The sequence below is a fragment of the Acinetobacter sp. NigerLNRRAM0016 genome (assembly GCF_054112845.1).
Genome location: NZ_JBSYVT010000006.1, coordinates 12,009 through 37,461 on the forward strand (window position 1 = coordinate 12,009; position 25,453 = coordinate 37,461).

The window sequence follows — 25,453 nt, forward strand, 5'->3', positions numbered from 1 at the left end:
CATGCACATAATAAGCACACAATATGAGTCATATAAATGTCAAAAATAAAATGGGGTGTTGGAGGGGTTGTTGCGGTTGCCACATTGGCTGTTGGTGGAAATATATATGCAGATAAAAGTCTGCAAACTTATTATCAACAAGAAGCGAAACAACCCAGCAAAAATCTAAGCTTGAACTATCAAAACTTTCAGATGGGCGCTTTGCAAGGCAGTGCCGACTGGACAGCAGAGCTGATTCTTGATCCATGCAAGCCGAAAGATGTGATTAAACTGGCTGGGCGCGACCATATTCAGCGCAGTTGGAATGGCTATCAAATTCAATCGGACATTAAAATTGTTCAAACAGATAGTGCATTCAAACCTTTGTTGAATCAACCTTTAAAGCTCCAAACTCGCGTCAATTGGTTGGGAGCAATGAAATCGACCCTGACCACGCCAGAAATTGTGCGTAACGAAGAAAAAATGCAGACGCGTTTAGACCCTGTAACTTTAGAATATCGAACCAAGTCAGTGGACGATCAGCTTCAGGTGCAGGATTTAACCTTAAAAATTCCAAACTTAACGGTAACAGATGCGGAAACACATTTCCAAATGACAGGCTTAACCTTGGAAACCAATCAAGGTTTAAGTGGCAATTATCTGGAAGCTGGAAAAACCAAAATCCATATGGATTTGCTGAAAATGTCGGATCGTAGTTTGAATAATCCGATGAGTGCAGAGTTAAAGAATTACCGTATTGAAGCTGAAAGTGACTTGACAGAACGGGTGTTGAATACCAAGTTTTCGATTCAAGCGGATGAAATGAAAGTGCCATATTCACCCGTTATGCAAAACATTCAGTTCAATTTCAATTTACAGGATGTGAATCGTGCCAAACTTCAAGCCTTCTTTGATGTTGTGGAAAAGAGTGAAAATAGTTGTTTAGCGAAGGAGAAATTGCTGGAAGATCTTGAACCTGCCTTACTTGCAGTCATCAATGAAGGATTTAAATTTGAGTCCAAGGATAATCAGCTTAAAGTCGGTACAGGTGAAGCAAAAGCCAGTATGACGGGTCGTTTTATGCCTAGTCATCAAAAAACTTTAAAAAGCATGGTGAGTATGGTGCCGAGTTTGGTGGAATATAAAGCCGACATGCAGTTTGATAAAAACATGGTTGCATCCATCATGAAGAGTTTGCCGGGTCAGAAGCAGCAGTCGATGTCTGATCAAGAGTTGGAAAGTATATTAAGCAGTATGCAACAGTCAGGTCAGCTGAAACGTGATGGGGATGTGATGAAAATGTCGATGGAATATAAATATGGTGACAAGAAATTTCTCACGGAATAAACGTTCTAATTGATATTCATATTATAAAAAAGACCGCAGAAGCGGCCTTTTTTATGTCTGAATTAAATAGGGTGGTGTTGAATTTTCCACGCGCGGTGAATTTTTTGATTACGCTTGAAGTCTGGCCCAATGGTTTCTTGGGTGATTTCTTGCACATCAAACATCGCTTCAATTTCTTCATCCAGCTCGAAACCACGGTAGTTGTTCGAGAAGTATAAAGTACCTTCAGTGGTCAAACGGTTCATCGCACGTTTTAATAGAGAAACATGGTCACGTTGTACATCGAAAGTGCCGTAGAACTTTTTAGAGTTCGAGAAGGTTGGTGGATCAATGAAAATCAGGTCATATTGCTCATGGCCTTCTTTTAGCCATTCAAAACAGTCGCTGGCAAAGAATTGATGCTGTTCATCGGCATGATCAACCGTTAAACCATTCAAGACGAAGTTTTCTTTAGACCAGTTCAGGTAAGTGTTGGACAAATCCACACTGGTGGTACTTGCCGCGCCACCTAAAGCCGCATGTAAGCTTGCTGTTGAGGTGTAGCTGTACAAGTTTAAGAAATGTTTACCGCGTGCTTCTTTGGCAATACGCAAACGAATTTGACGGTGATCGAGGAACAGACCAGTATCCAAATAGTCGGTCATATTCACCAAAATTTTGGCTTGACCTTCTTGTACGATAAAACGTTTTGAAGCTGTACTTTGTTTGGTGTACTGATTCTTGCCTTCTTGACGTGCACGGGTCTTAATAAAGATTGCATCACGCCCCAGACCCGTTACAGCACGAATCGCAGCTAAAGCCAAGTTAAAACGCTTTTTGGCTTTTTCTGGATCAATGCTTTTTGGTGGTGCGTATTCTTGCACGTGCAGACGATCACCATATAAGTCAACGGCTACATTAAAATCAGGTAAGTCGGCATCATACAAACGTAAACAGAAAACGCCTTCTTTGACTGCCCATTTTTTCAGGGTCTGCATGTTTTTCTGCAAACGATTGGTAAAATCTTCTGCACCTTCAATCGGTTCAAATTGCAGGGGTTGCCACGTTTCAAGGAAGGGCTTCACCACGGTAGCAGGTTTGATCTTGCCTAAGCGGATGTAGATTGGCAATTTACCGTTCATCAAACGCATGGTTTGCGGATCACTAAACGCCATGACGTCGGCTTGTTCAACCGCTGCAGCGATGACTGCTGCAGTTTGATTTGGGAAGTTCTTTTGTAAGAGCGCAGACAAACCCAAATACAAGGCACGGTTAGAGGCTTTATCACCTAAACGCTCACCATAAGGTGGGTTGGTGACAATAAAGGCGGTTTTGTTGCCGACTTCAAAGTCAGGCCAGTCAGAAAGCGTACGTTCTTCAATCTGAATTTGGTCAAGCAGGCTTTCAAAACCCGCAGCCATAATATTTTGTTTGGTTGCTTTGACTGCTTCCCAATCCGCATCAAAGGCATAAAACTTCGGTAGCGGCTGAGCCAATGCTTGTTGATGACGTTCAGCGGCTTCGGCTTTAATTGACATCCACAATTCATTGTTGTGACCATTCCAGCCATTGAAACCAAAACGACGCACCAAACCAGGGGCACGATCGGTCAGCAACATGAGTGATTCAATAATGAAAGTACCCGAACCACACATTGGGTCCAAGATAATGTCTGGACGTAATTGTTGCAGGTTGGCTTTTTGCAAAATTGCAGCTGCAAGGTTTTCTTTGATTGGGGCATCGGTCATATAACGACGATAACCACGTTTATGTAAAGAATCGCCAGATAAGTCTAAGCAGTAAGTGTGCTCCGTTTTACCCGCAAGCACGTACAGGGTAATTTCAGGTTGCTTGGTATCGATACTTGGACGACGACCCACCGCTTCCATGAACGAGTCCACCACACCATCTTTGACACGTAAGGTTGCGAATTGGCTGTTCACCATAATTTCACGTTCAACGTGTAAACGAATGGCAAATGTACTTTGTGGTGCAAAAATAAGTGACCAGTCAAAGCTGATTGCACCTTCATACAGTTCTTCTGCAACATCACGTGCATCATGACTGCGTTCAAGTTCATGGGTATGAATAGGCAGCAGAACACGTGAAGCCAAACGTGACCACATGCAAATACGATAGGCCTGTTCTAGTGTGCCTTTAAAAACTAAACGCCCTGGAAAGCGTTCAATTTGTTGGATGCCTAGACCTTGTAATTCTTCTTGGAGTAAGGTTTCTAGCCCATCTGCACATGTGACCCAATAGTTGCTTAAACGTGAAGAGCTATTCATAAATTAGATAGACCAAGATTTAAAAAAATACTTCGCAAAGTTTAACTGATTTTGGCTTTGAAAGCTTTTTTAATTGCGAGTTTGCATATGCAGATCATAAAAAAATATACTTTTAACTACATGGTTCTCAGAAACTGGTATGTATTTTGCTAACTCAACAGCATTAAATGGCGATGTGCGTTGAAGCTCCACTTCGTTTGCACAATTTGCGTAAATCATTATTCGTATTAAATTCAATAAAACTGGGGGATCGAAAGAGATGTCTAATCACGGATTTGTTGCTCATCCTGAGGCTTTTTCTGCTGCAACTTTGATTTATACACGTTTGCGCCGTGTCTCTGGGCGTGTCATTGATGCGATGTACCTTGCTGAAAATAAGGCCTATGCCCGACATGTCGTGGATTTGGCTTTGGCCACTGGAGATGCCGAGTTGGTTCGTCAGGCGGAACGTTTACGCAGTTTTATGGATTTAGATGCAGTAATTGAACCCGAGGTGGTGGCGGAAACCGTAGTTGAACCGACTCGTTATCGTGAAGATGAAGTGACCGAAGAAGAAATTTATCGTGCGCAGGTACACCATCACTATATTGGTGCATTGCGCTAAATCTTGTTGCAGATTGGTTGACTTATCACTTTATTTAAACCAATCATCCTAAATCTCAAATTTATGGTGATTGGTAGACTTCGCATTGAATGATAAATTTTGTTTAAATTATCTTATTGAAATAACGCATAGGAAAATAAGAAATCATTTTAAATATCGTCCTATTTTCTTTTGAGTGCCGAAAACTTCAACTGCCAAATCTGGGGAATCTCTGTATAATACGTTAACTTAACGTATAAGGAATCTCTCATGCACTTGGCGGCATTGCATACTCCGAGTCAGATTCAACTCAATAAAGATGGAAATTTAAAGCATTTCCTGACCATCGAAGGGCTATCGAAAGCCACACTCACGAAAATATTGGACACTGCGCAGTCCTTTTTTAATGACCAAAATCAGCTGATTACCAACAATCTGTTGGAAGGTCGTACGGTTATGAATTTGTTCTTTGAAAATTCGACCCGTACCCGTACCACTTTTGAAGCGGCTGCAAAGCGTTTATCTGCAAATGTACTGAATATTGATATTGCACGTTCAAGTACCTCGAAGGGTGAAACCCTCCGTGACACGCTGTGGAATTTAGAAGCAATGGCGGCGGATATCTTTGTCGTACGTCATTCATCTTCAGGCGCAGCGCATTTTATTGCGCAGACAGTTTGCCCACATGTCGCAATCATCAATGCGGGAGATGGGCGTCATGCACATCCAACGCAAGCGATGCTGGATATGTTGACTATTCGCCGTGAAACCAAGAAACCCTTTGAAGAACTGAGTGTCGCTATCATTGGTGATATTAAACATTCACGTGTTGCGCGTTCAGATGTTGCTGCTTTGCAAACTTTAGGGTGCCAAGATATTCGTGTGATTGCACCGAATACTTTATTGCCCCATGGTTTTGAAGAATATGGTGCAGGCGTGCGTCTATTTAACAAAATGGATGAAGGCGTAAAAGACTGCGATGTGATTATCACACTACGTATTCAAAATGAACGTATTGATTCTCCAGCACTGTCTTCGCAATCAGAATTCTACAAAATGTTTGGTTTAAATAAAGAGCGTTTAGCTTTAGCCAAACCTGACTGTATCGTGATGCATCCAGGTCCAATGAACCGAGGGGTCGAAATTGATTCCAGCATTGCGGATGGTCCACAATCGGTGATTTTAAATCAGGTGACCAATGGTATTGCAGTACGTATGGCTGTTCTGGCCTTATCAATGCAAGGTCAATTACAAGAACAAGGTCTATTAGAAGCGATTGCGGGATAAGGGAAAGTCATGAGTATTGTAAAAATTGAAAATGTCCGTGTCTTAGATCCAATTCAGCAAACAGATTCGGTGCAAACAGTTTATTTAGAACAGGGTAAATTGGTTGCTGCCACAGATGCGGTAGAAACGACACTGGATGGTCAGGGTAAATGGTTAATGCCGACCATGGTCGATTTGTGTGCACGCTTACGTGAACCGGGTCAGCAGCAGCATGGTACGTTGAAGTCAGAAGGTGAGGCTGCACGTGAGAATGGTATTTTGCACGTATTTACCCCACCAGATTCAAAACCAATTGTGCAAGACAATGGCGCTTTAATCCACGGTCTAGTCGAAAAGGCGATGTTGGATGGTGGTATTTATCTACAAGTCATTGGTGCGCAAACTCAAGGTCTAAAAGGGCAACAACCTGCGAACATGGCAGGCTTGAAAAAAGGCGGTTGTACCGCTGTTTCAAATGCCAATGCGCCTTTTGCCAATGATGATGTGGTGATTCGTACTTTGGAATATGCAGCAGGTTTGGGTCTTACAGTGGTGTTCTATGCTGAAGAACCGCAAATTGCCAAAGATGGCTGTGTGCACGAAGGTTTCATTGCATCCCGTCAAGGTTTGCCAATGATTCCAGCTTTGGCTGAAACGGTAGCGATTGCTAAATATTTACTCATGATTGAAGCAACGGGCGTCAATGCGCACTTTAGCTTGTTGTCATGTGGGTCTTCGGTTGAACTGATTAAGATTGCCAAAGAGAAAGGTTTGCCTGTAACGGCAGATGTGGCAATGCATCAATTGCACTTAACCGATAGTCTGATTGATGGTTTTAATGCTTTGGCACATGTGCGTCCACCGCTTCGTTCTGAAAAGGACCAAGAGCGTTTACGCCAAGGGGTGAAAGATGGTGTGATTGATGCGATCTGTACCCATCATGAACCATTGAGCAGCTCGGCTAAAATGGCACCATTTGCTGAAACTGAGCCAGGTTTCACCGCATTTGATACCTATGTATCTTTAGGGGTGCAGTTGGTCAAAGAAGGTCTATTTACACCATTAGAGTGGGTAGAAAAAGTGACTTTAGCGCCTGCCAAAGTGGCGAATATGCAAGATCGTTGGGTACAAGAAGCAGGTTGGGTCTTAGTTGATCCTGAGCTTGAATGGACGTTGACCAAGGAAAGCATTTTGTCCCAAGGTAAAAATACACCGTTAATTAATCAGACGTTGACAGGGAAAGTATTACAAACTTTTCATGCTTAATTTTTGACAGAAAAAAGCCAGCAAATGCTGGCTTTTTTTATGACTTGCTTTTCAGTAATGATGAAAGAGGTTCTGAAAATACAATAATTTACACTGTTTAAAAAATGAGCATATACACTATTTCAATAATGCTTCAAAAGAATAAGAGGGCAGAAAATGCTGACAAATATTATTGAATTACTGCAGCAACAAGTAACACCCATGGTTTTACAGTCGGAGACTGAACATTTACTTGAAAAGAAACATGCGCTAGATAATTTTTATCCAATTCTGTTAAGTTTGTTGAAAGACAAGCCTGAGTATATTTCAGAGTTACAAAACCATTTAAACCCGCGCTTAACTGATATTTTTACCTCACATACCTCGCTTAAAGAAAAATTTATTGAAGCGATTGGGGCAACAGCGCCACCATCAGAAATAGAAGAAACTCTGAATCATGCCATTGCACCGACCATAGGGGTACTGGAAACACAAGCAGGATCAAGTAATCAGCATAGCATTGAGCATTTTTTACAGCAGCATGCCACCGATATTGCAGTAGCTTTACCTTTGTGGGCGAAACCCTTATTGGCGGCATTAGGGGTGAATACCTTAGTTGGACAAACCGTACATCAAAGTCCAAGTTCGACTTCTTATATTGGGGCTAAGAAATCTACGCGTTGGTGGGTGCCAGTATTATTTATCGTGATACTGGGGTTAATTTGTGCATTGCTATTCAAAATGTGCAGTCGTGAAGAACAGCCGAGTACGGTAGCGAATACCAGTGTTTCGAGCATACCTGCTAAATTTCAGCTGACAACGGGGCAAGATGGCTTACTTGTGACCTGTCAAATTTTGACTGCAAATAAATCCTATATTGATATTTTGCAAAACGAAGTGAAGCAGATATTTGCTCATCCTTTGGGGTGTGGGGCTGATGATAATATTAATTTACATACGGCATTTATTGATCAGGATGCCATTCCGAGTGTATTGAAAATCATAAAAGGTGCTCCAAATGTATCCATCACGTGGATGGGGGATCAATTGTCTATTCAGGCTGAAAGTAATGTGGTTGCGAATGATTTTGCTCAGAAAATACAACCTTTAGTACCGAATATGCACATTGTGACCCAGCAACCATTAGATGTGAGCAAGGTAGTGGATACCAGTGTCAGTGATGCCGAAAAAGCGCTTTCCAGCTTGAATCCAGAGCATATCAAAGCATTGGATGTCGCAACGGCACTGAATTTACAGATTATTAATTTTGAACCCTATTCGAGTGACATTCCTGAAATCAATAAGTCTATTCTGGATCAGGCAGCGGCATTGATTAAACGCGCTCCGCAAGTAGAACTGGTGATTGAGGGGCATACAGATAATGTCGGTACAGCCCAAGAAAATAAAGAGCTTTCAGTAAAAAGAGCACAAGCGGTGATGGCGTATTTGGTTAAACAAGGGGTTGATCCTGCCAAATTACAGGCTGTAGGTCTCGGAGCAGAGCAACCGATTGCCGAAAATGGGACACCTGAAGGTCAATTTAAAAACCGCCGTATTGAGTTTAAAGTGCTGAATACTGAAACTGGTAAAGTCCGTCAAGTGAATGAGGAAGGGATCAATTCTGGCAGCGGATATTAAATCGCTGATTTGGCATTAAACTTAGACAATGATTCGAGACAAGGGCTTTACTGTGATGCAGTAAAGCCCTTTTGTTATTTCAGCTTGAAAACATGTTGAAGCCATGAAAACTTTAGAGTTATGTCTAGACAAATTTGGGAAGTGTGCAGGTATTGGCTTAAAATAGAATGGATGAACAGCAACAATAAACTTAGACGAGCATATAGATGAGAAGATCGATTCATAAAGAGAAGCATAATTTAGAAAAAACAGGTTGGTTGCGTGCTGCGGTATTGGGGGCAAATGATGGCATTATCTCTGTCACCAGTCTGGTGATTGGGGTGGTTGCCAGTGGCGCAGGGCAGCAGACGATTTTTATTACATGCCTAGCGGGTTTAATTTCTGGTGCAATTTCAATGGCTGCGGGGGAATATATCTCGGTCAAGTCTCAGTCTGATATTGAAGAGGCCGATTTGGCACTGGAACGCCGAGAACTGGAAATTAATCCAGAACAGGAATTAAAAGAGTTAACCCAAATCTATATTCATCGAGGATTGGATGAACAGTTGGCACATGAAGTTGCAGTTCAATTAACAGCACATGATTCTTTGGCTGCACATGCACGTGATGAAATCGGTATTAATGAAATGACGGTTGCCAAGCCTATACAGGCAGCCTTGTCATCTGCCTTGTCGTTTTCAGTAGGTGCGGTGATTCCTTTGTTGGCCGTACTATTTGCTCCCGCACACTATCTCGCAAATTCAATTGTGATTGTTTCAATTTTTGCATTATTAGGACTTGGCGCACTGGCAAGCTATACCGCAGGCTCGCCAGTCTGGAAAGGGGCGCTCAGAGTCTTATTCTGGGGTTGTTTTGCAATGTTAATTACCAGTGCAATTGGTTCTTTATTCGATGTAAATGTGGCTTAAGACTCAAGTCTAAAGCCCTTCATGACTTTCCGATGAAATGCAGTTGAAGCGCTTAAATTTTATTTTCCATTTGATAAAAATGTGATAATTATAACGTAATGTATCTGATAGTTTGGATACATAGAGGTTTCAGGACAGAAACTGGTAAGCGACAAAAAAATTAAACAAGGAGTTTAAGATGCTTCAATTACTCAGAAAGTTACTTTGTTTCCACATTTATGAATATGAGCAAATGCAGGAAATAGGTGAACATCTGGAATGCAGGAAATGCGGGGATAATAAAGCGACGTAGTTGTTGAATTGTTCTAGCTAAATCCGAAGTGAGTCAATCATTTCGGATTTTGTACATTTAGCATCTGTGAAAAACGATGAGTTTATTTTTCATCAAGTTGGTTATCTGATTCGCTAAAGCCGTTACAATGATTTCACCCTGTTTTTATCAATTCAAAATGTCTAAAGATTTTAAAAAAGAAACTTATATTGTGGATGATCGGCTTGCGGATACACTGACATGGCTGTGTCAGCATCAAGATTGCTATGAACGTTTTGAGTATGATGCCATCGCGGAGCAATTAACGGTTTATCATGCCAATGGTGCGGATATTATTCGAAAAGGGGATTATCTGAATGCTCAATACGGCATTTTGATTACCGCTCATAATTTTGCGGGTTAAGCTGCTGATTGATTCAGTGAATATAAAAATCTTAAATTAAATACAAATAAAAAAGCCAATTCATAGAACTGGCTTTTTTATTGCGCTTAAGAACTAGAAGTTCTATTAGCCTGCCATTGCATCTACTGAAAGTTCAGCAACAGTCGGTTTTGCTTTTTCAGCAACTAAACCTAATTTATTGAAGAGTTTTTTGTCGCGACCTTCACCTGCGTTTGGAGTCGTCAGCAATTTCTCACCTGAGAACAGCGAGTTTGCACCAGCCATGAACGCGAGTGCTTGGTCTGAATCAGAAAGAGACTCACGACCCGCAGAAAGGCGAATATAGCTTTCAGGCATAATGATACGCGCAACCGCGATGGTACGAATCCACTCAGTGACTTCTAGTTTTTCAACATCTGCCAAAGGTGTACCTTCAATTGGAACGAGCATGTTGATTGGCACAGACTCAGGGTGAATTGGTAAGGTTGCAAGTTCAAGCAATAGACCAATACGATCCGCGGTGTCTTCACCAAGACCAACAATACCGCCACTACATACTTTCATGCCTGCACCGCGTACATACTCGAGTGTATTTAAGCGATCATCAAAAGTACGCGTACTGATGATGTTTGAATAGTATTCGCGTGAAGTATCGAGGTTGTGGTTGTAGTAATCTAGACCAGCATCTTTTAAACGTTCAGCTTGAGACTGGTTTAACATACCCAAGGTCATGCAAGTTTCTAAGCCTAAAGCTTTTACTTCACGAACCATTTCAAGAACATAAGGCATATCGCGCTCATGCGGGTTACGCCATGCAGCGCCCATACAAAAACGAGATGAACCAGATTCTAATGCTTCTTTTGCTTCGCTAATCACTTTTTCTACGGCAATGCGTTTTTCTGCTTCTAGCTTTGAATCGTAGCGTGCAGACTGAGAGCAGTATTTGCAATCTTCAGGGCATTTACCTGTTTTAATAGATAATAACGTGCTGACTTGAATGGTATTGGCATCGAAATGCTCACGATGAACTTTTTGAGCTTGGAAAACCAAGTCTAAAAAAGGTTGTTCATATAAAGCTTGAATTTCTTCACGCGTCCAATCATTACGTACAGTCATTCTAGGAAGTCCATCATCTGTATTCTTTATTGGCTTTAATAATACAGATTTCGTGCCAAAACCAAAGGCAAAAAAAACCAAAACTTATGGTATCTGACGATTAATTTTGGTGGAAAGAATGAGTGATTAGATATAAGACTTAGTCACAAAGTCAGCTATTTTTACTGAATATTCCATGCAAAGTTTTTAATTGCAGCAATAAATATTGTGGCAAACACGCAACTATCCTTTTTATAAAACAATAACTTTGCAAAGATCTGTAAAAGCTCGCACTATAAATTCACAATAGAATCTTGATTTTAAACTGTTTGAGATTTAATCAGCTGCTCTTGAATTGCCCAGTCGATATGGACTTGCACAATATCATCATGCAAGTGACGCGTTTCATGCAAAGTTTGTAGAATTAAGCTAGAAAATGGGGCATTTCCTAAGCCAATTGCGATATTTCGCATAAAGCTTTGATAGCCTGTGCGCCGTATTGGGCTGCCTTCGGTGTTGGCTAAAAATGTTGCCTCATCCCAGTGCCATAAATCGAGTAAAGTGACTCGATCTAGGTCATGGCGTGGGTTGAAATCTTCAATACTGGCTTTTTGCGCAAAACTGTTCCAAGGGCAGATCAGTTGGCAGTCATCACAGCCAAACACCCGATTGCCAATCCCGCGTCTCAGTTCTTCAGGAATAATGCCTTTGTATTCAATGGTCAAATAAGCAATACATTTACGCGCATCAAGCATATAGGGTTCGACAATGGCCTGCGTCGGGCAAATATCGATACAGGCTGTACAAGAACCACAATGCTTGGTGGTCGGTTCATCAAAGGGTAAATCGAGCGAAGTAAATAATTCCCCTAAGACAAAGAATGACCCTGATTTTTTATGAATCAATAAGGTATGTTTACCTGTCCAGCCCATGCCTGCATTTTCAGCCAAAGACTTCTCGAAAATGGGGGCTGAATCGGCAAAAGGGCGGGATTCAAAATCACCTACACGTTCCCGAATACGTGTTGCCAAAGTTTTAAGACGTCCACGCATGATTTTGTGATAGTCACGTCCCCGTGCATAACGGGCAATAATTGCGGCATTGGGTTCATTGGGAACATAGCGCGGCTTTGGTGTTTCTACCAAATAGTTCATCCGTACACAGATAATGCTGCGTGTCCCTGGAACCAGTAGGGTCGGATCGGCACGCTTGTCCAAGTTTTCCTCAAGATAGGTCATATCTGCATGATAACCGCGTTTTAAATATTCTTTAAAACGTTCTAATTCTGCTTGAGCATCTGGTTTGGCAATGACACAATCAGCAAAACCCAAGTCTAAAGCCTGAGCTTTGATCCATGCTTTGAGTTCTTGAGGATCAAGCTGTTGCAGTGAGATTTTTGAGGAAGAAGAGGTCGAAGCCATAAACCAATAATAGGGGAAAACATGCAACGTTCAGTTTACCATAGCAGTGAAATTCAAGCATGGGAGCAACGTTGGTTTGCTCAGCAAAATTCATCATTGGGCTTAATGCAGCAAGCAGCTTGGACAATTGTGCAACAGGTGTTACCGCAATTCGAACAAAAGCAGATTAAAAAAATAGCAGTGTGGTGTGGTCAAGGCAATAATGCAGGCGATGGTTATTTCATTGCAGGCTATTTAAAGCAGGTAGGTTTGGACGTCACTGTTTTCACCACAGAACGTGGTCCTTCTGCTGATTTACAGCAGGCATACTTATTTGCGCAGTCGCAGCATGTTTCTTTTATTTCACTTGAAGTGCTTATTACACAGTCAGAATTACAACAACAATTAGCGCAATTTGAATGCCATATTGATGCCTTATTTGGCATAGGTTTGAATCGTGAATTAAATCAGTATTGGCAAAGCATTATTCAACTGTTTAACGTTCAAACGGGATTAAAAATTGCAGTTGATATTCCAAGCGGTTTACAGGCAAATACGGGTCGGGCTTTGCCTTGTGCCATTCAAGCAGATCACACATTTACTTTACTGGGCTATAAAGCAGGCTTATTTACTGGTCAAGGCAAGGAATATGTGGGGCAACTACATTTACTCAGCCTTATCCCACGTGATGAAAAATTACATCCCGTCGCTCAATTATCACCAAAGCGTATTATGTTGCCTCAACGACAAGCTTTTGGGCATAAAGGCAGTTATGGGCATGTTCTGGTGGTCGGTGGTCATGCCGATATGGGCGGTGCTGTGATGATGGCAGCAGAAGCTGCCTTTCATGCAGGTGCAGGCAAAGTCAGTGTGGTCTGTCATGCCAAGCATCATCAGGCAATTTTGTCGCGCGCACCAAATATTATGGTGAGTGATATTAATGCTTTCGATAAAGAAGGCATTCAACAGCTACTTTCACATATTGATGCTGTTTGTTTTGGCATGGGACTTGGGCGGGATGAGTGGGCTGCACAGATCTTTCAGTTGTGGTTCGAGTTACTCAATCAAAATGCACATTTAGAAGTGGTCTTAGATGCAGATGGTCTCTGGTTTTTGGCGAAAAACAAGCAAAAACTGAATGGGCATATTTATGCAACGCCGCATTCGGGTGAAGCAGCGACGTTATTGGGCTGTACGGCAGCGGAAATTGAACAAGATCGGATTGCTACGATACATCGCCTCAAAGAGACCTTTGCTGGGCAATGGGTGCTGAAAGGAGCTGGCAGTTTAATCTTAGAGGATGAGCTGTATATTTGTACCCAAGGTAATGCAGGCATGGGCACAGGAGGCATGGGAGATGTGCTTGCAGGCATGGTAGCGAGTTTAAAGGCGCAATTCCATGAAGATATTACCTTACATGAAATTGTAACTTTGCACGCCCAAGCGGGTGATCTGTTAGCACAGCAAGGTATGCGTGGTTTACAGGCACATGCGATGGGTGAGGCGATCTATCAAGTGGTAAATGGAAAGCAGCGATGAACAAGAGCTATAAACTCACCATTTCAGGCAAAGTACAGGGTGTGGGCTACCGTCGCTGGTTTCAGCGTCAAGCTCTACAATTGCAAGTTCAAGGCTGGGTCAGAAATTTAACCACAGGGGAAGTAGAAGCCCTAGTTATCTCAGACATTGAAACACTTGGATTAATAGTTGAACGTGCTTATCAGGGACCACCGCTTTCACAGGTAAGCGAAGTGGTCTGGATTGAAGTGGAAAGCATTACGTCAGCGAATGATTTTCAGATCCTGAAGTAAATTAATGTTAGACCACTCACTTTGATCTTCTTAAGTTATCGTCTACGGCTGCTGGAGCGACTGCGTCCGCGCGCCATGCCTCCTAGCGCATTCAGTACAGCCAATTTACTCATACTGCCTGACGCATGTGCATGACAAATGGCAGCGGCCAGTGCATCGGCAGCATCGGCTTGTGGGGTTACACTGAGATTAAGTAGTTTGACCACCATCATTTGGACTTGTTCTTTATCCGCCGCACCATATCCCACAACGGATTGTTTGATCTGACGAGCCGTATACTCTGCGACTTGCAGGTCTAAATTCACCAAAGCGGCAATGGCGGCACCACGTGCTTGTCCGAGTTTAAGTGCAGAGTCAGGGTTTTGTGCCATAAAGACTTGTTCAACCGCAGCTTCAGTCGGTCCGTGGAATTTTACAATGCGCTCAACCCCCGCAAAGATACGTTTCAAACGCTCAGGCATATCCTGACTTTCGGTGCGAATCGTGCCAGCATCCACAAAGCGTAATTTTTGACCATCTTTTTCTATAATTCCGTAGCCAGTGAGGCGTGAACCGGGGTCAATCCCAATGATTAGTGACATAACTTCGCTTAATAAAAGTTGAAAGATTGATGCAGTTTTGCACGTGATGTTGGAATTATATGTTTATCAGCACAATGAAGAACAGCTATTTCGTTTTAATCATGGATACAGCTGACTATTCGCCTATATTTTTCTCAATCACATCTTCTTGGATTTTATTTTTAAAAGGAATTGATGATCATGATGCAGATAAAACCCGTGAATTGAATCATTCACGGGCTGTAAAACCATTTAGAATTTCCACTGTAAAGCCAACGAAGCATTTAAAGGATCGCCGGGCTGAATCCAAAGTTCGTTATAACTTGCAACGTAGTAGGTTTTGTCTAGTAGGTTATTGATATTCAGTTGATAACGTAATTGTTCCGATGGCGCGTAATAGGCGTTTAAATTTACTAAAGTGTACTCAGGGAGATTAAATCCATTGTCGGTACTGTGCCCGCTACGTTTTCCGACATAAATCGCAGTTACGCCAAGCCCCATTTTGTTTGCATTTGCCAATACCCATTCGTAATTGCCACTGATCGAACCACTGTGTTTTGGCACATTACTTAGGCGAGCACCTTTGCTTAGAGTTTGGTCTTTTTCAACCTGAGCATCGGTATAGCTATAATTGGCACGTAAGGAAAATTGATCATTCAGTTGAGACGCTAAATCAATCTCAATGCCTTTGCTTGAAACTTCACCTGCAGTAACCTGATAGTTGCTGTCTGTAGGATCTGTCGTCAATACATTCTCTTTGAGCATTTTAAACAGGGCAACACTCAATACACTTTGTGGGTGAATCTGATATTTGCTTCCAATTTCATAACTTTTGCCTTTTTCAGGATCGAAGACTTTACCATAACGATCCATACCACTATTGAGTGCGAAGGAATGTCCATAATTTGCATACCATGACCAGACATCATTGATGCGATAATTTAAACCCAAGCGTGGGCTAGTCTGGTTGAAGTCTTTTTTACTGGTGGTATGGGTTAATTTGTTCTGAAAATCTTGTGTGACATGGTCAAAGCGAGCACCCATCAGCACACTCCATTGATCATTCAGAAAAATCTGATTCTGAAGATTCAATGCAAAATAACCTTGTTTTTCCTCGGTATTAATGAATAAGGGAAGAGCAGGGAGATATTGTCCATATACAGGGGTGTAGATGTCGATCGTATTTGGAACGCTGCTACTGTGATTACGACGAAGTTGAAGTTGCCGATAATCTAAACGTCCAACTTCAGAGCTCACGAGAATCTCATGTTTTGCCCAGTCTTGCAGCACAGTGCCGAGAAATTCTGTTTGAAATAAAGCATCATCACTTTTATTGTCACGATAACGACGCTGACGTTCTAAGGTTTGAGCATCACTTTGAATTTTATGAGGCTCACTGGAAAAACCTTTTAACTGAGCATCTTTAAAACTCAGGGCATTGGTCATTTTCCAAGAGTCATTCAATTCGTGTGCGAGACGAAACTGATAGAAATAGTCTTTTTGAATATGGTCTCCATCGTCAGGTTCTCCCGTAAATGTTTCTGGATTCATAACGAACTGTTTTTGATAACTGCTCACACCGCGGTCAAAAGTGCCACGCTGCTGGGTAAATTCACTGTCAAAATCGAATTGGGTTTGATCCGATATTTTCCAAGTCAATTGTGGTGAGAAAAACCAGCGACTACTGCTGACATGGTCACGAAAACTTTGATTGTCTTCATGTGCAATTGCAATTCGATATGCAAATTCGTTATTCACTGGCGCAGTATGTTCAAAACTCGCACGATATTTTTCTAGGCTATTGGCGCGTAGATTCACTTCACTTTGGTTTTCCCATTTGGGCTGTTTAGTGTTGATATTTAATAGTCCACCCGCTTCACCACGCCCATAAAGTGCTGCCATAGGTCCTTTTAAAAAGTCAAGTGATTCAATATTCACCATATCGCGTGGGGCACTTAAGCCGCGATTGACGCTCAGTCCATTGCGGATGATTTGTGCACCGATATTTGGATCGGTACTAAAGCCGCGGAAGGAATAGTTGTCCCAAAAGCCACCCCCATAATTGGTTTGATGATAGACACCGCTCACTTGAGCTAATGCATCATCAATACGTTGCACATCTTGTTGCTGAATTTGTGCTTTAGATACGAGACTCCGATTGAAAGGCACATCAAGAATATCGTGGGAAAATTTGGTTAACGCCGTAGTTTGTTTCTGGCTTTCAGATTCTGATTCGGCTTGTAGTTGAATAGTCTTGAGTAATTCAGGGGTTGCTTCTGCCCAAGTCAGGGGGGCGAGGAGAGACAAGCCAAGGCTAGAATACAAGATGTAAAAAGGATGATTCATGCGTATAAAACAGTATTAATGTAATGTTATAACATTTTATATTTTTGTGATTGGAATGCTAGTGTAATTTTCATTTGAAATTTAAATAATAAAAATGAGTAATTCTAATAGTTTATTTAAGTGCATTATGTATTTTGAAGAGTGATCTTCCTGCTGTGATATTGGAAAAAATAGCGTATCAATACGATAAACAAGGTATGTTTCATAAAAAGTGAGTATGAAATAGGGGCAATAGGTTTAGATTGTTTATACAATTTTTTGAGTCAGCACTTTAAAAAATCAAAAAAGCCCTTATAGATATTCTTAGTCATCAAAAAATGAAGTCTTATAAGCTTTGGGATGATGACCTTTATTTTTATTTTAGAGATTTGATTAGTTTTCATGAAATTATTTCTGATTGTTCTTGCTGGCTTAATTCTGGAAGTATTCGTCTGGATCGGCGTAGGTGATCTCGTCGGCAGTATGTGGTACGTGTTTTTCTGGTTTGTCGCTGCGTTCTTTATCGGACTAAATATTGTACGTAAATATTCGGCTGGTATTATGCCGCAAATGCAACAAATGCAAACTGGACAAATGAGTGGCGACCCAGCTTTTACGGGGAACTTACCGAAGATCTTTGCAGGTTTTCTATTGTTAATTCCTGGTTTAATTAGTGATGTACTGGCTGTATTACTGCTTATTCCTGCAGTACAAACCGCATTACAAGCAGCGTTCATGAAAACCATGATGAAACGTCAGCAAGCCATGATGGATAAAATGATGGGTGGCATGATGGGAGATATGAATGGTGGCATGGGCGGAGCACAAGGACAAAACCCTTTTGCGGATTTGATGCGCCAAATGCAAGACATGCAAAATCAGCAGACTGGCGGTCAATATCGTGATTCTAGCGTAATTGATGGTGAAGCACGTGAAGTGACACCAGAAGCAAAGAAAATTGAAATGAAAGATATTAATAAATAATCAAATTCATTCAAGCAATCATTAAACCGAAGCATCGTCGAAGATCCTTCGGTTTTTTTATATGTGATAAATACAGTAAAAAATTGAACAAGCGTTATAATCAGGCACTCATGCAATTTAACTGCTTTATAACAATATGTCTTTACTTCTTACCATCTGCGCTTTGCACTTTGTTGCTCAATTGACCCCTGGTCCCGATGTACTACTGATTGCCAAAAGTTCGGCTTCCACAACACGTTTAAATACCTTGAAAATCATTCTTGGCATTTCCGCGGGGATTGTGGTTTGGGTGGTCCTCACCTTGTTAGGCTTTACCGTGCTGATTGAACAGTTCCCGTGGATTCAGCAAGTTTTGATGCTGATAGGGGGATTTTTTCTTGCCCGTATGGGATGGGGAATGCTGAAGGAAGGTCTCAACACTGCGCAGAGTCCTCAGTTGGAGGGAACATTGAGCATGTCAGAAGGGAAGCAGAAGTATTTTCTTTTGGGCTTATTCACCAATTTATCCAATCCAAAGACGCTGATTTATTTTAGTAGCGTATTTTCTTTGGCTTTGGGTTCATCTGCGAATGCCAATTTAAAATCCCAATTGGCTGTCATTATTCCGATTCAAACTTTTTTGGTGTTTAGTCTCTTCATGTTCATCATGTCGACACCAAAAATCAAAGCCTTATATCAACGTGCAGGACACTATATCGACATATTATCAGGCGCATTGTTTCTGGTGTTTGCCATTTGGCTATGGTTCGACGCTATTCAGATGTTTTAGGAGTCACGTCATCTGATGTTGCAAGTGGAGCTGAAGCAGTATTGTCGGTTTCAGTCTTTTTTGCAACATCGGCATAACTGTTTGGTTTGAGCGTTGTTTCGGTGTTTTCGGAACCCTGAAATTTACGACTGCGGTTTGCACGCTCGCGGAGTCCTCCTTTTTTGATGAGTTGTACCATTGATAAGTCCTCAAATGAATTTGCCTGTAGTTTACTCGAATAATTGGCATAGTGACATTTACTCTAAGCTTATAAACCTCGTTACATCTTCAAAATCATCACGTTTAAATAAAAGGAAAAGTAAAACAGAAAGCTAGAGACAGCTTTATCAAATTTGAACGTTACAGTCGACTTTTCTGCATGACATTGCTTGTACATTTACAAATAGTCACATAACATGAAGGAAGATTACATTTCCTTATGCCAGGGAATGTGAAAATAAAAACAACGACTACAGTCAAATAGGAGAATACCTATGCTGTACCAATACCATTGCGCTTGCTGCGACTTAGTGGTCGATTCAGATGTGAAAGAGTGTCCGAATTGCGGCTCCCATAATATTCGTAGTCCATTTGGGTTCTGGATCTTTTGTATCGCGACCTGCTTAGCCGTGGTGATTGTATTTAAAGTTGTACAAGTTTACCTGCATGATCAAGGAGGAACCCCAGTCCAGCCAACCTTATTGGAAACTTTACATCTAAGTAATGATAAGTCCCGATAATACCAAGGCTTATATTCTAAATTGGCGCATAATTGGGTTATGAAAGCAGTGTAGGACCTGAAATAGTTTGCTGAGAATATTGGCAATAGCAAATCATTCGAGGCGTGTTTTATATATGGTCATGTTTACTGACGCATTTTCAATGATGTTGAATCAATAGATGCTTTTAGCTTCTCGGGTCTCAGGATTTTCAAAATCACACCTGCTTCTGGATGAATATATTCCGAAAGTGAAGCCAATTCTCGTGCTATTTCCTTGGAAAAAGGCTAGTACATGGAATACTCATTTGTCATAAAGTCGGGATAGGGAAATATTCTTGTTTTTTTATTTTGTATTGCTCGGTTGAGTAGAACACAAATAAAAAGGAGATCAATTTAGATCTCCTTTTTTATCATTTACCCGTTTTGTCTGGGGTCATCAGTACCTGATTAATATATAGCTGAATCAAACGATCACGGGAACCAATCGATTTTTGGTAATGGGTCGAATTCAGCAGTAAGCACGCGCCGTAAGTAACCGTCCAAACATAAGATTGATAGTCACGGATCGACATCGCACTGTTGCTTTCTTTTAAATATTTTTCAGTAATTTCTTTAATACTTAAAATGCGGGCTTCACGAATTTTATAAAGCTCTTCAAATAAGTTATTGAGTTTACGTTCATTGTTGGTCAGACGCTCTTCAATCACATGCAACAAAATCGTACGGTTCGAATTGAGCATGTTGTAGAGCATGTATTCAGAAACGTAAGTATGAATGTCGGTATTGAATTTATGAGAAATATCAAGCAAGCGTTGTTCGTTTAGAATGATGAGCTCTAAATACAGTTGATTTTTACTGTCGAAATGCTTGTAAATCGTGCCTTTCGCAATATCTAGCTCTGATGCAAGCTCTTCGAGAGTAATATCTTGATTATTATCAAGTAATAGCTTCTCGGCCATTGCTAAGATTTTTTCTTTACGTAAAAGAAAATTTTGTTGGCGTTCTGAATTCATGCATATGTTCCGTATAAGATCACTATAAAAGAACTTGTGAGAAGACTATAGCAATTTTTTCTTTAACAGAATTAAACTATTGTAGAAGATGTGCCGATAAAAACAACAAATAATCCAATTTAATCATCAGTAAAACAAGATTGCTAAAGCCTTGGGAGAGATATCTAAATTTCGATACCCATCTATAACTCGGTCAAAATAATGATTTTAAAAGGCTTTGTAAAGTTAAAGTAATGCCCAAATTGCAAGCAATTATGATAACTCTCCAGTGATTTATGCAACGTATGAACAAATAGGATGATCAGTCTTTGAACCAAGACACTTGATATAGAAAATGACAAATTACGTGATTAATCTTGAATAGCATTCTCAGGTTTCATCCAGATCGTTAAATCTAAATAAATGGTATGTGCGATTTCATATTGAATTCTTTTTTAATGCCTTGAAGCTACATCGTGGTGATTTGAATAAATAGAAAAAATCAAGCTTTATAACGAAAACCATAAGGACACGAGAAATGTCTGCTATGCACAAATCCTGCATTTTAGATGTCATACAATGACTGTCCCAAGAAGGCTGGGATGATGTAAAGACTAGATGCGACAGTATTTATCTGTTTGTAAATAGCCTAAGCTATTTATGCTTACTGGTTTAATAATATTGCATTTGTATATAACCAAATGCTGTTTAAGAATGAAATTCTTTGTCTGGCTAGATACTCCCGAAGGATTGCTCATGCCTGATCTGGTGTATCTAGCTTGAATTTTAAAGTAACGGTTTGAAGCAAAAGAATAAGTTTAGATAGAACTTAAACTCACAAGGAGAAAGTGAATGATTGTCATCGCGACGGATATCCCCGCTATTGAGAATATTGTATGGGATGCATTTAAAAAATATGCACCACCAGATAGTTATTGCGGCATGGATGATATCAGGGCACAGGATGCAACTACAGCAGCGTGCTGGTTTCCGAATGTAGATAAATTATTGGATTTACCTAATTTGGAATTAGTGCATTCCATGGCAGCAGGGGTTGAGCATTTGAACATTCAGGCACTGGATGGCAAATATAAAGTCTGCCGTATTGTCGACAGTAGCCACAAGTCAGCCATGCTGAACTATTTGCTTTGGGGGATTTTGTATTTCCAACGCTATTTCGATCGTTATTTGAAAAAAAATCAACAGATGATTTGGCAACAACTTCCGCAGCGACCTTCATCAGAATTCTGTGTGGGCATTATGGGGCTAGGGGAACTGGGTCATCATATTGCACTAAAACTCCGCGATATGGGTTATCCCGTGGTGGGGTGGTCGAATTCAGCCAAGAATTTAGAGGGTGTACAGACTTTTGCAGGTAAAGATGAATTTGCAGCGTTTATTCAACATCCACAAGTGCTCATTAATTTGCTGCCGCTCACTGCAGAAACCAAAAATATCCTTTCGGCTAAAACGTTTGAGTTACTCCCTCAAGGCGCGGCAATTATCAATACTGGACGGGGTGGGCATCTCAATACGGCAGATTTATTGGCTACGCTCGATTCGGGCCATTTACGAGGGGCAATTTTAGATGTGTTTGAACAAGAACCCTTAAGCCCAGAGAATCCATTGTGGCATCATCCCAATATTGTGGTGACACCACATATTGCTTCACATGCCGACTTAAATGTGGTGGTGCAGCAGATCGTTCAAAACGATCAGCATGTTATGGCGGGTAAGCAATTATTGAATGAAGTGGATATTGTGCGTGGTTACTAGGTTTTAGCTTGATATCAATCAAGCAGGTAATTGCTTACACACTCAGCTTTTATTCTATATAAATCCTAGACTTGGCCCATTGAGCTGAGTCTAGTTTTTTTTGATTACTATAGTGCAAGCTAAGAGTCGTATGATTCAATAGATGGTTTAGGATTTGATGAGCTGTTTCACTTTAGCGGTGATGGTTGGATTGCAACCTAAAATGGCCATTAAAATAATCGAAATGCCTAAAATACTGTACAGGTCTGGAATTTCGTGCCAGAAAACAAAGCCCCAAATGCCTGCAAAAATTATCGCGATGTAATTCATGGGTCCAATTTGCCCAGCAGGTGCAAGGCTATAGGCATAGGACATAAAAAGTTGGCTGATGTTGGCTAACAGCCCAGCCGTAATCAGTAGCGCTAGTTCTTTAATGGTGAATACACGCCAGTGCCAGTACATGGGAATCGAAGAAATTAGTGTGCCAAAAATACAGAAATAAAACACAATCCGTTCAGGAGGTTCAGTATTGGTTAAAGCGCGTACGGTCACAAATGCCATTGCAGAGAGGAAACATGCGCCTAAACCAATGAATGAGATGGCATTGAATACCCCTTGATCGGGTTTCGCCACCAGCAGAACCCCTATTAAGCCAACCACCGCAGCGATAATCATGCCTTTGCTAATGCGTTCTTTTAGAAAGAAATAAGCGATTAAGGGAATGAAAATAGGAGAGGAATAACTAAATACCATCGCATTGGATAATTTAAGATGGGCAATCGCATAAAAAAAGCCATACATGGCTGCCAGCCCGACGATACTGCGCCAAGTATGCATCCATAATTTATCGGTTTTAATAAAACTAAACCCATGCTTCAACAGCATGGGTATAAATATAAATAGTCCAACGGCATTTCTAAAGAACACCACCGTTGGGTTATCGACCGTTTCTGAAGCAAAACGAATGCATACCCCCATAATGGAAAACAGCAAAGCCGAGGTCATGAGACAGAGCAATGCTTTAGCCACTGCATTTGTGCTACTCAGCGTGTTTTGCAACATAAACAGATCGATCCTATTTCTGAGGTGGATGGGTTAAAAGCAAGATCTCAGCAAAAGATGCTTTTAACCCCATAAAGTTTAGGTCACAGGCGCAGGGTTGAACACCGCGAGCGAGTTGTGAATGCCCCAGTGATCTGACCAAGTTTTCTTCTCACCACTCGCCACTTGAAGAATGAGTTCAAACAGTTCCCAACCCACTTGTTCAATACTGCGTTTACCAATGGCGATATCACCCGCACTAATATCAATCAGGTCATACCAACGATTGGCAATGGTATTACGACTCGCCATTTTAATCACAGGCACAGCGGCTAAACCATACGGTGTACCACGACCCGTGGTGAAGACTTGTACAGTAATACCTGAAGCCATTTGCTGAGTACCGCAAATGAAGTCGCTGGATGGTGTTGCTGCAAAAATCAGACCTTCACATTTTAAAGCAGATTGATAACACTGTAAGCTATAACGCGCAAACTGAAATCAGTCTGCATCAGAACAATCAAGCAGCTTCTAAAACCCCAGTGAAAGATTTGTTTAGTGAAAATCGTGGACCGATTACGCTCTTGTTTTAGGGTAGTGTATTTATGGCACTGGTTTTGGTGTACGCCTTAGGCAACTGGCTACCAAAATTAATGGTTGAAGCAGGTTATGATTTATCGACCAGTTTGGTCTTCTTACTGGCACTGAATATTGGTGGAATGTTGAGTGCAATTTGTGGCGGCTTTTTGGCAGACCGTTTCAATTTAGCGAAGGTATTGTGTACCTTATTTTTCAGTGGAGCCGTTGCCTTATTTTTACTCAGCTACAGCTTGCCAATGGTGGTCCTGTATCTTTGTATTGCGGTTGCGGGTGCAGCTTCGATTGGTGGGCAAATCTTGTTATTGGCGTATATGTCGCAATTTTATTCCTCCAATATTCGTGCAACGGGTTTAGGCATGGCATTGGGTGTAGGACGACTGGGTGCAATTTTAGGACCAATCTTATGTGGTTGGTTGCTTAGCCTGAGTTTGCCGATTAATTATAATTTCATTGCCTTGGCAATCCCTTGTATGATTGCAGTGATGAGTGTGACCACCATTCACCTACGATTGAAAAAAACAAGATTAGAAGCAAAAGCAGTACAAGCCTAAAGGGACATAGGGAGGCGAATCAGTCTCCCTAATTTTATGGAAGAGATAAATTGATTGATCTGAGTCTGATTAAAGTCTTTATTATTATTTATGAAACCAAGAATATTAGTCATGCTGCGGAACGTTTGAACCTCAGCCAACCTTCAGTAACCTATAATTTAAATCGGTTACGTAAATTTTTAAATGATCCTTTATTTGAGCGCGATAAGTTTGGGGTCAAGCCAACCAAATTGGCGCAAAGCTTATATCCAAGTTTTAGACAATCGATTTCCGAGATTGAAAAAGCAATTACCGCTTCGCAAGAATTTAACCCAAAAACTTCGAAACGCGTCTTTCGCTTGGGTTTATCGGATTTGGGCGAAATCTGTTTGTTGCCATTTCTGATTCAGTTTCTTGCGAAAGAAGCTCCCTTTATGAAGATTGAAATTGAGGAAATTCAATCCAATAAAGTTGAGGAGTGGTTGGTTGAGGGCTTTTTAGATGTTGCAGTATTTAACAGTAGTTACACCGTAATGCCGAAAATTGAATCGCGTAATTTATTCGAAGAACGCTATATGTGTATTGCGCATAAACAGCATCCACGGGTGCAACATCAGTTAAGTCTGGAACAATACCTGCAAGAAAAACATGCCGCAATTAAGTCCTCTACAGGGCATATTGAAATTGATCAGAAACTGAAAGAATTGGGCTTGAAGCGAAATATTATGCTCGAACTGCCACATTTCAGTGTACTGCAAGATGTGGTCACTAGCTCCGAATTGTTGGTAACGCTGCCTTCGCGTGCGGCAAAAGTTTATGCACGCAATAGTGAGGTAAATGTGTTTGAACTGCCATTTGCGCTAAAACCATTTAATGTCAGTGCCAATTGGTATAACCATCGCGATGACTTGGAAGCGCGCACGTGGTTTATTCAAAGTATTCAAAACATTTTCCAACGTTTGTAGGATGATACAAAATAATCTTAAACCCAGTTTTGAGCGTTAT

At 41.1% G+C, this 25,453-nt stretch carries 22 protein-coding genes and 2 pseudogenes; 15 read left to right on the forward strand and 9 right to left on the reverse strand.

The features are described from left to right. Positions 1 to 36: 36 nt before the first annotated feature. A complete protein-coding gene (locus ACWQ4X_RS05795) occupies positions 37 to 1,326 on the forward strand; it encodes a DUF945 family protein (protein WP_457903037.1) in 1,290 nt (429 codons plus the stop codon). 62 nt (positions 1,327 to 1,388) lie between these two features. On the opposite strand, the gene rlmKL is transcribed toward ACWQ4X_RS05795, so the two are convergent. Next, a complete protein-coding gene (rlmKL, locus tag ACWQ4X_RS05800) occupies positions 1,389 to 3,593 on the reverse strand; it encodes a bifunctional 23S rRNA (guanine(2069)-N(7))-methyltransferase RlmK/23S rRNA (guanine(2445)-N(2))-methyltransferase RlmL (protein WP_457903038.1) in 2,205 nt (734 codons plus the stop codon). A gap of 259 nt (positions 3,594 to 3,852) precedes the next feature. Between rlmKL and ACWQ4X_RS05805 the strand changes: the two genes are divergently transcribed. From ACWQ4X_RS05805 to ACWQ4X_RS05830, 6 genes are all read left to right on the forward strand, one after another. Beyond that, the gene (locus ACWQ4X_RS05805) at positions 3,853 to 4,197 is read left to right on the forward strand and encodes a hypothetical protein (RefSeq protein ID WP_161934258.1); all 345 of its coding nucleotides are present in this window, start codon (positions 3,853 to 3,855) and stop codon (positions 4,195 to 4,197) included. Between the two features lie 249 nt (positions 4,198 to 4,446). Further along, a complete protein-coding gene (locus ACWQ4X_RS05810) occupies positions 4,447 to 5,463 on the forward strand; it encodes an aspartate carbamoyltransferase catalytic subunit (protein WP_142768358.1) in 1,017 nt (338 codons plus the stop codon). A gap of 9 nt (positions 5,464 to 5,472) precedes the next feature. After that, positions 5,473 to 6,708 carry a dihydroorotase gene (locus ACWQ4X_RS05815; protein ID WP_457903039.1) on the forward strand — a complete coding sequence of 412 codons (1,236 nt, stop codon included), beginning with the start codon at positions 5,473 to 5,475 and terminating at the stop codon, positions 6,706 to 6,708. Between the two features lie 156 nt (positions 6,709 to 6,864). After that, complete coding sequence (locus ACWQ4X_RS05820) at positions 6,865 to 8,325, forward strand: OmpA family protein (protein WP_457903040.1); 1,461 nt, start codon at positions 6,865 to 6,867, stop codon at positions 8,323 to 8,325. A gap of 206 nt (positions 8,326 to 8,531) precedes the next feature. After that, on the forward strand, positions 8,532 to 9,233 hold the full coding sequence (locus ACWQ4X_RS05825; protein WP_142768361.1) for a VIT1/CCC1 transporter family protein: 702 nt from the start codon (positions 8,532 to 8,534) through the stop codon (positions 9,231 to 9,233). Between the two features lie 449 nt (positions 9,234 to 9,682). Further along, entirely contained in the window at positions 9,683 to 9,907 is a 225-nt protein-coding gene (locus ACWQ4X_RS05830) for a hypothetical protein (protein WP_457903041.1), read from the forward strand. A 105-nt stretch (positions 9,908 to 10,012) separates the two neighbouring features. Here ACWQ4X_RS05830 and bioB read toward each other — a convergent pair whose 3' ends face one another. Together bioB and queG are read right to left on the reverse strand one after the other, a co-directional pair. After that, positions 10,013 to 11,002 (reverse strand): biotin synthase BioB, encoded by a 990-nt coding sequence (gene bioB / locus ACWQ4X_RS05835; protein WP_161934263.1) that lies wholly within the window; start codon positions 11,000 to 11,002, stop codon positions 10,013 to 10,015. A gap of 299 nt (positions 11,003 to 11,301) precedes the next feature. Continuing rightward, the gene (gene queG, locus ACWQ4X_RS05840) at positions 11,302 to 12,402 is read right to left on the reverse strand and encodes a tRNA epoxyqueuosine(34) reductase QueG (RefSeq protein WP_216071782.1); all 1,101 of its coding nucleotides are present in this window, start codon (positions 12,400 to 12,402) and stop codon (positions 11,302 to 11,304) included. 21 nt (positions 12,403 to 12,423) lie between these two features. On the opposite strand from queG, the gene ACWQ4X_RS05845 reads away from it, so the two are divergent. Together ACWQ4X_RS05845 and ACWQ4X_RS05850 are read left to right on the forward strand one after the other, a co-directional pair. After that, positions 12,424 to 13,920: an NAD(P)H-hydrate dehydratase gene (locus ACWQ4X_RS05845; protein ID WP_457903042.1), complete on the forward strand. Its 1,497-nt coding sequence runs from the start codon at positions 12,424 to 12,426 to the stop codon at positions 13,918 to 13,920. Then, positions 13,917 to 14,192: an acylphosphatase gene (locus ACWQ4X_RS05850; protein WP_457903043.1), complete on the forward strand. Its 276-nt coding sequence runs from the start codon at positions 13,917 to 13,919 to the stop codon at positions 14,190 to 14,192. Before ACWQ4X_RS05845 ends, ACWQ4X_RS05850 begins: the two co-directional genes overlap by 4 nt. A gap of 35 nt (positions 14,193 to 14,227) precedes the next feature. On the opposite strand, the gene ruvC is transcribed toward ACWQ4X_RS05850, so the two are convergent. Continuing rightward, positions 14,228 to 14,773 carry a crossover junction endodeoxyribonuclease RuvC gene (gene ruvC, locus ACWQ4X_RS05855; RefSeq protein ID WP_016166549.1) on the reverse strand — a complete coding sequence of 182 codons (546 nt, stop codon included), beginning with the start codon at positions 14,771 to 14,773 and terminating at the stop codon, positions 14,228 to 14,230. Between the two features lie 231 nt (positions 14,774 to 15,004). Beyond that, a complete protein-coding gene (locus ACWQ4X_RS05860; RefSeq protein WP_457903044.1) occupies positions 15,005 to 17,098 on the reverse strand; it encodes a TonB-dependent receptor in 2,094 nt (697 codons plus the stop codon). 381 nt (positions 17,099 to 17,479) lie between these two features. Here ACWQ4X_RS05860 and ACWQ4X_RS05865 point away from each other — a divergent pair, with 381 nt between their 5' ends. Continuing rightward, positions 17,480 to 18,061 carry an FxsA family protein gene (locus ACWQ4X_RS05865; protein WP_457903045.1) on the forward strand — a complete coding sequence of 194 codons (582 nt, stop codon included), beginning with the start codon at positions 17,480 to 17,482 and terminating at the stop codon, positions 18,059 to 18,061. 136 nt (positions 18,062 to 18,197) lie between these two features. After that, a complete protein-coding gene (locus ACWQ4X_RS05870) occupies positions 18,198 to 18,830 on the forward strand; it encodes a LysE family transporter (RefSeq protein ID WP_457903046.1) in 633 nt (210 codons plus the stop codon). Here ACWQ4X_RS05870 and ACWQ4X_RS05875 read toward each other — a convergent pair. Further along, entirely contained in the window at positions 18,814 to 19,008 is a 195-nt protein-coding gene (locus ACWQ4X_RS05875; RefSeq protein WP_142768369.1) for a hypothetical protein, read from the reverse strand. The two genes, ACWQ4X_RS05870 and ACWQ4X_RS05875, sit on opposite strands and share 17 nt — an antisense overlap. A gap of 295 nt (positions 19,009 to 19,303) precedes the next feature. Here ACWQ4X_RS05875 and ACWQ4X_RS05880 point away from each other — a divergent pair, with 295 nt between their 5' ends. Continuing rightward, complete coding sequence (locus ACWQ4X_RS05880) at positions 19,304 to 19,549, forward strand: hypothetical protein (protein ID WP_457903047.1); 246 nt, start codon at positions 19,304 to 19,306, stop codon at positions 19,547 to 19,549. Positions 19,550 to 19,940: 391 nt separating this feature from the next. Here the strand turns inward: ACWQ4X_RS05880 and ACWQ4X_RS05885 are convergent, their stop codons facing one another. Further along, positions 19,941 to 20,543 (reverse strand): TetR/AcrR family transcriptional regulator, encoded by a 603-nt coding sequence (locus ACWQ4X_RS05885; protein WP_100241492.1) that lies wholly within the window; start codon positions 20,541 to 20,543, stop codon positions 19,941 to 19,943. An 831-nt stretch (positions 20,544 to 21,374) separates the two neighbouring features. Here ACWQ4X_RS05885 and ACWQ4X_RS05890 point away from each other — a divergent pair. Further along, positions 21,375 to 22,298: a 2-hydroxyacid dehydrogenase gene (locus ACWQ4X_RS05890; RefSeq protein WP_457903048.1), complete on the forward strand. Its 924-nt coding sequence runs from the start codon at positions 21,375 to 21,377 to the stop codon at positions 22,296 to 22,298. A 147-nt stretch (positions 22,299 to 22,445) separates the two neighbouring features. On the opposite strand, the gene ACWQ4X_RS05895 is transcribed toward ACWQ4X_RS05890, so the two are convergent. Both ACWQ4X_RS05895 and ACWQ4X_RS05900 read right to left on the reverse strand, forming a co-directional pair. Beyond that, entirely contained in the window at positions 22,446 to 23,339 is an 894-nt protein-coding gene (locus ACWQ4X_RS05895; RefSeq protein ID WP_457903049.1) for a DMT family transporter, read from the reverse strand. A 78-nt stretch (positions 23,340 to 23,417) separates the two neighbouring features. Then, positions 23,418 to 23,768: pseudogene (locus ACWQ4X_RS05900) on the reverse strand (galactarate dehydratase); the annotation flags it as partial. Positions 23,769 to 23,770: 2 nt separating this feature from the next. On the opposite strand from ACWQ4X_RS05900, the pseudogene ACWQ4X_RS05905 reads away from it, so the two are divergent. Together ACWQ4X_RS05905 and ACWQ4X_RS05910 are read left to right on the forward strand one after the other, a co-directional pair. Next, positions 23,771 to 24,469: pseudogene (locus ACWQ4X_RS05905) on the forward strand (MFS transporter); the annotation flags it as partial. Between the two features lie 53 nt (positions 24,470 to 24,522). Beyond that, entirely contained in the window at positions 24,523 to 25,413 is an 891-nt protein-coding gene (locus tag ACWQ4X_RS05910) for a LysR family transcriptional regulator (RefSeq protein WP_457903111.1), read from the forward strand. Positions 25,414 to 25,453 lie beyond the last annotated feature (40 nt).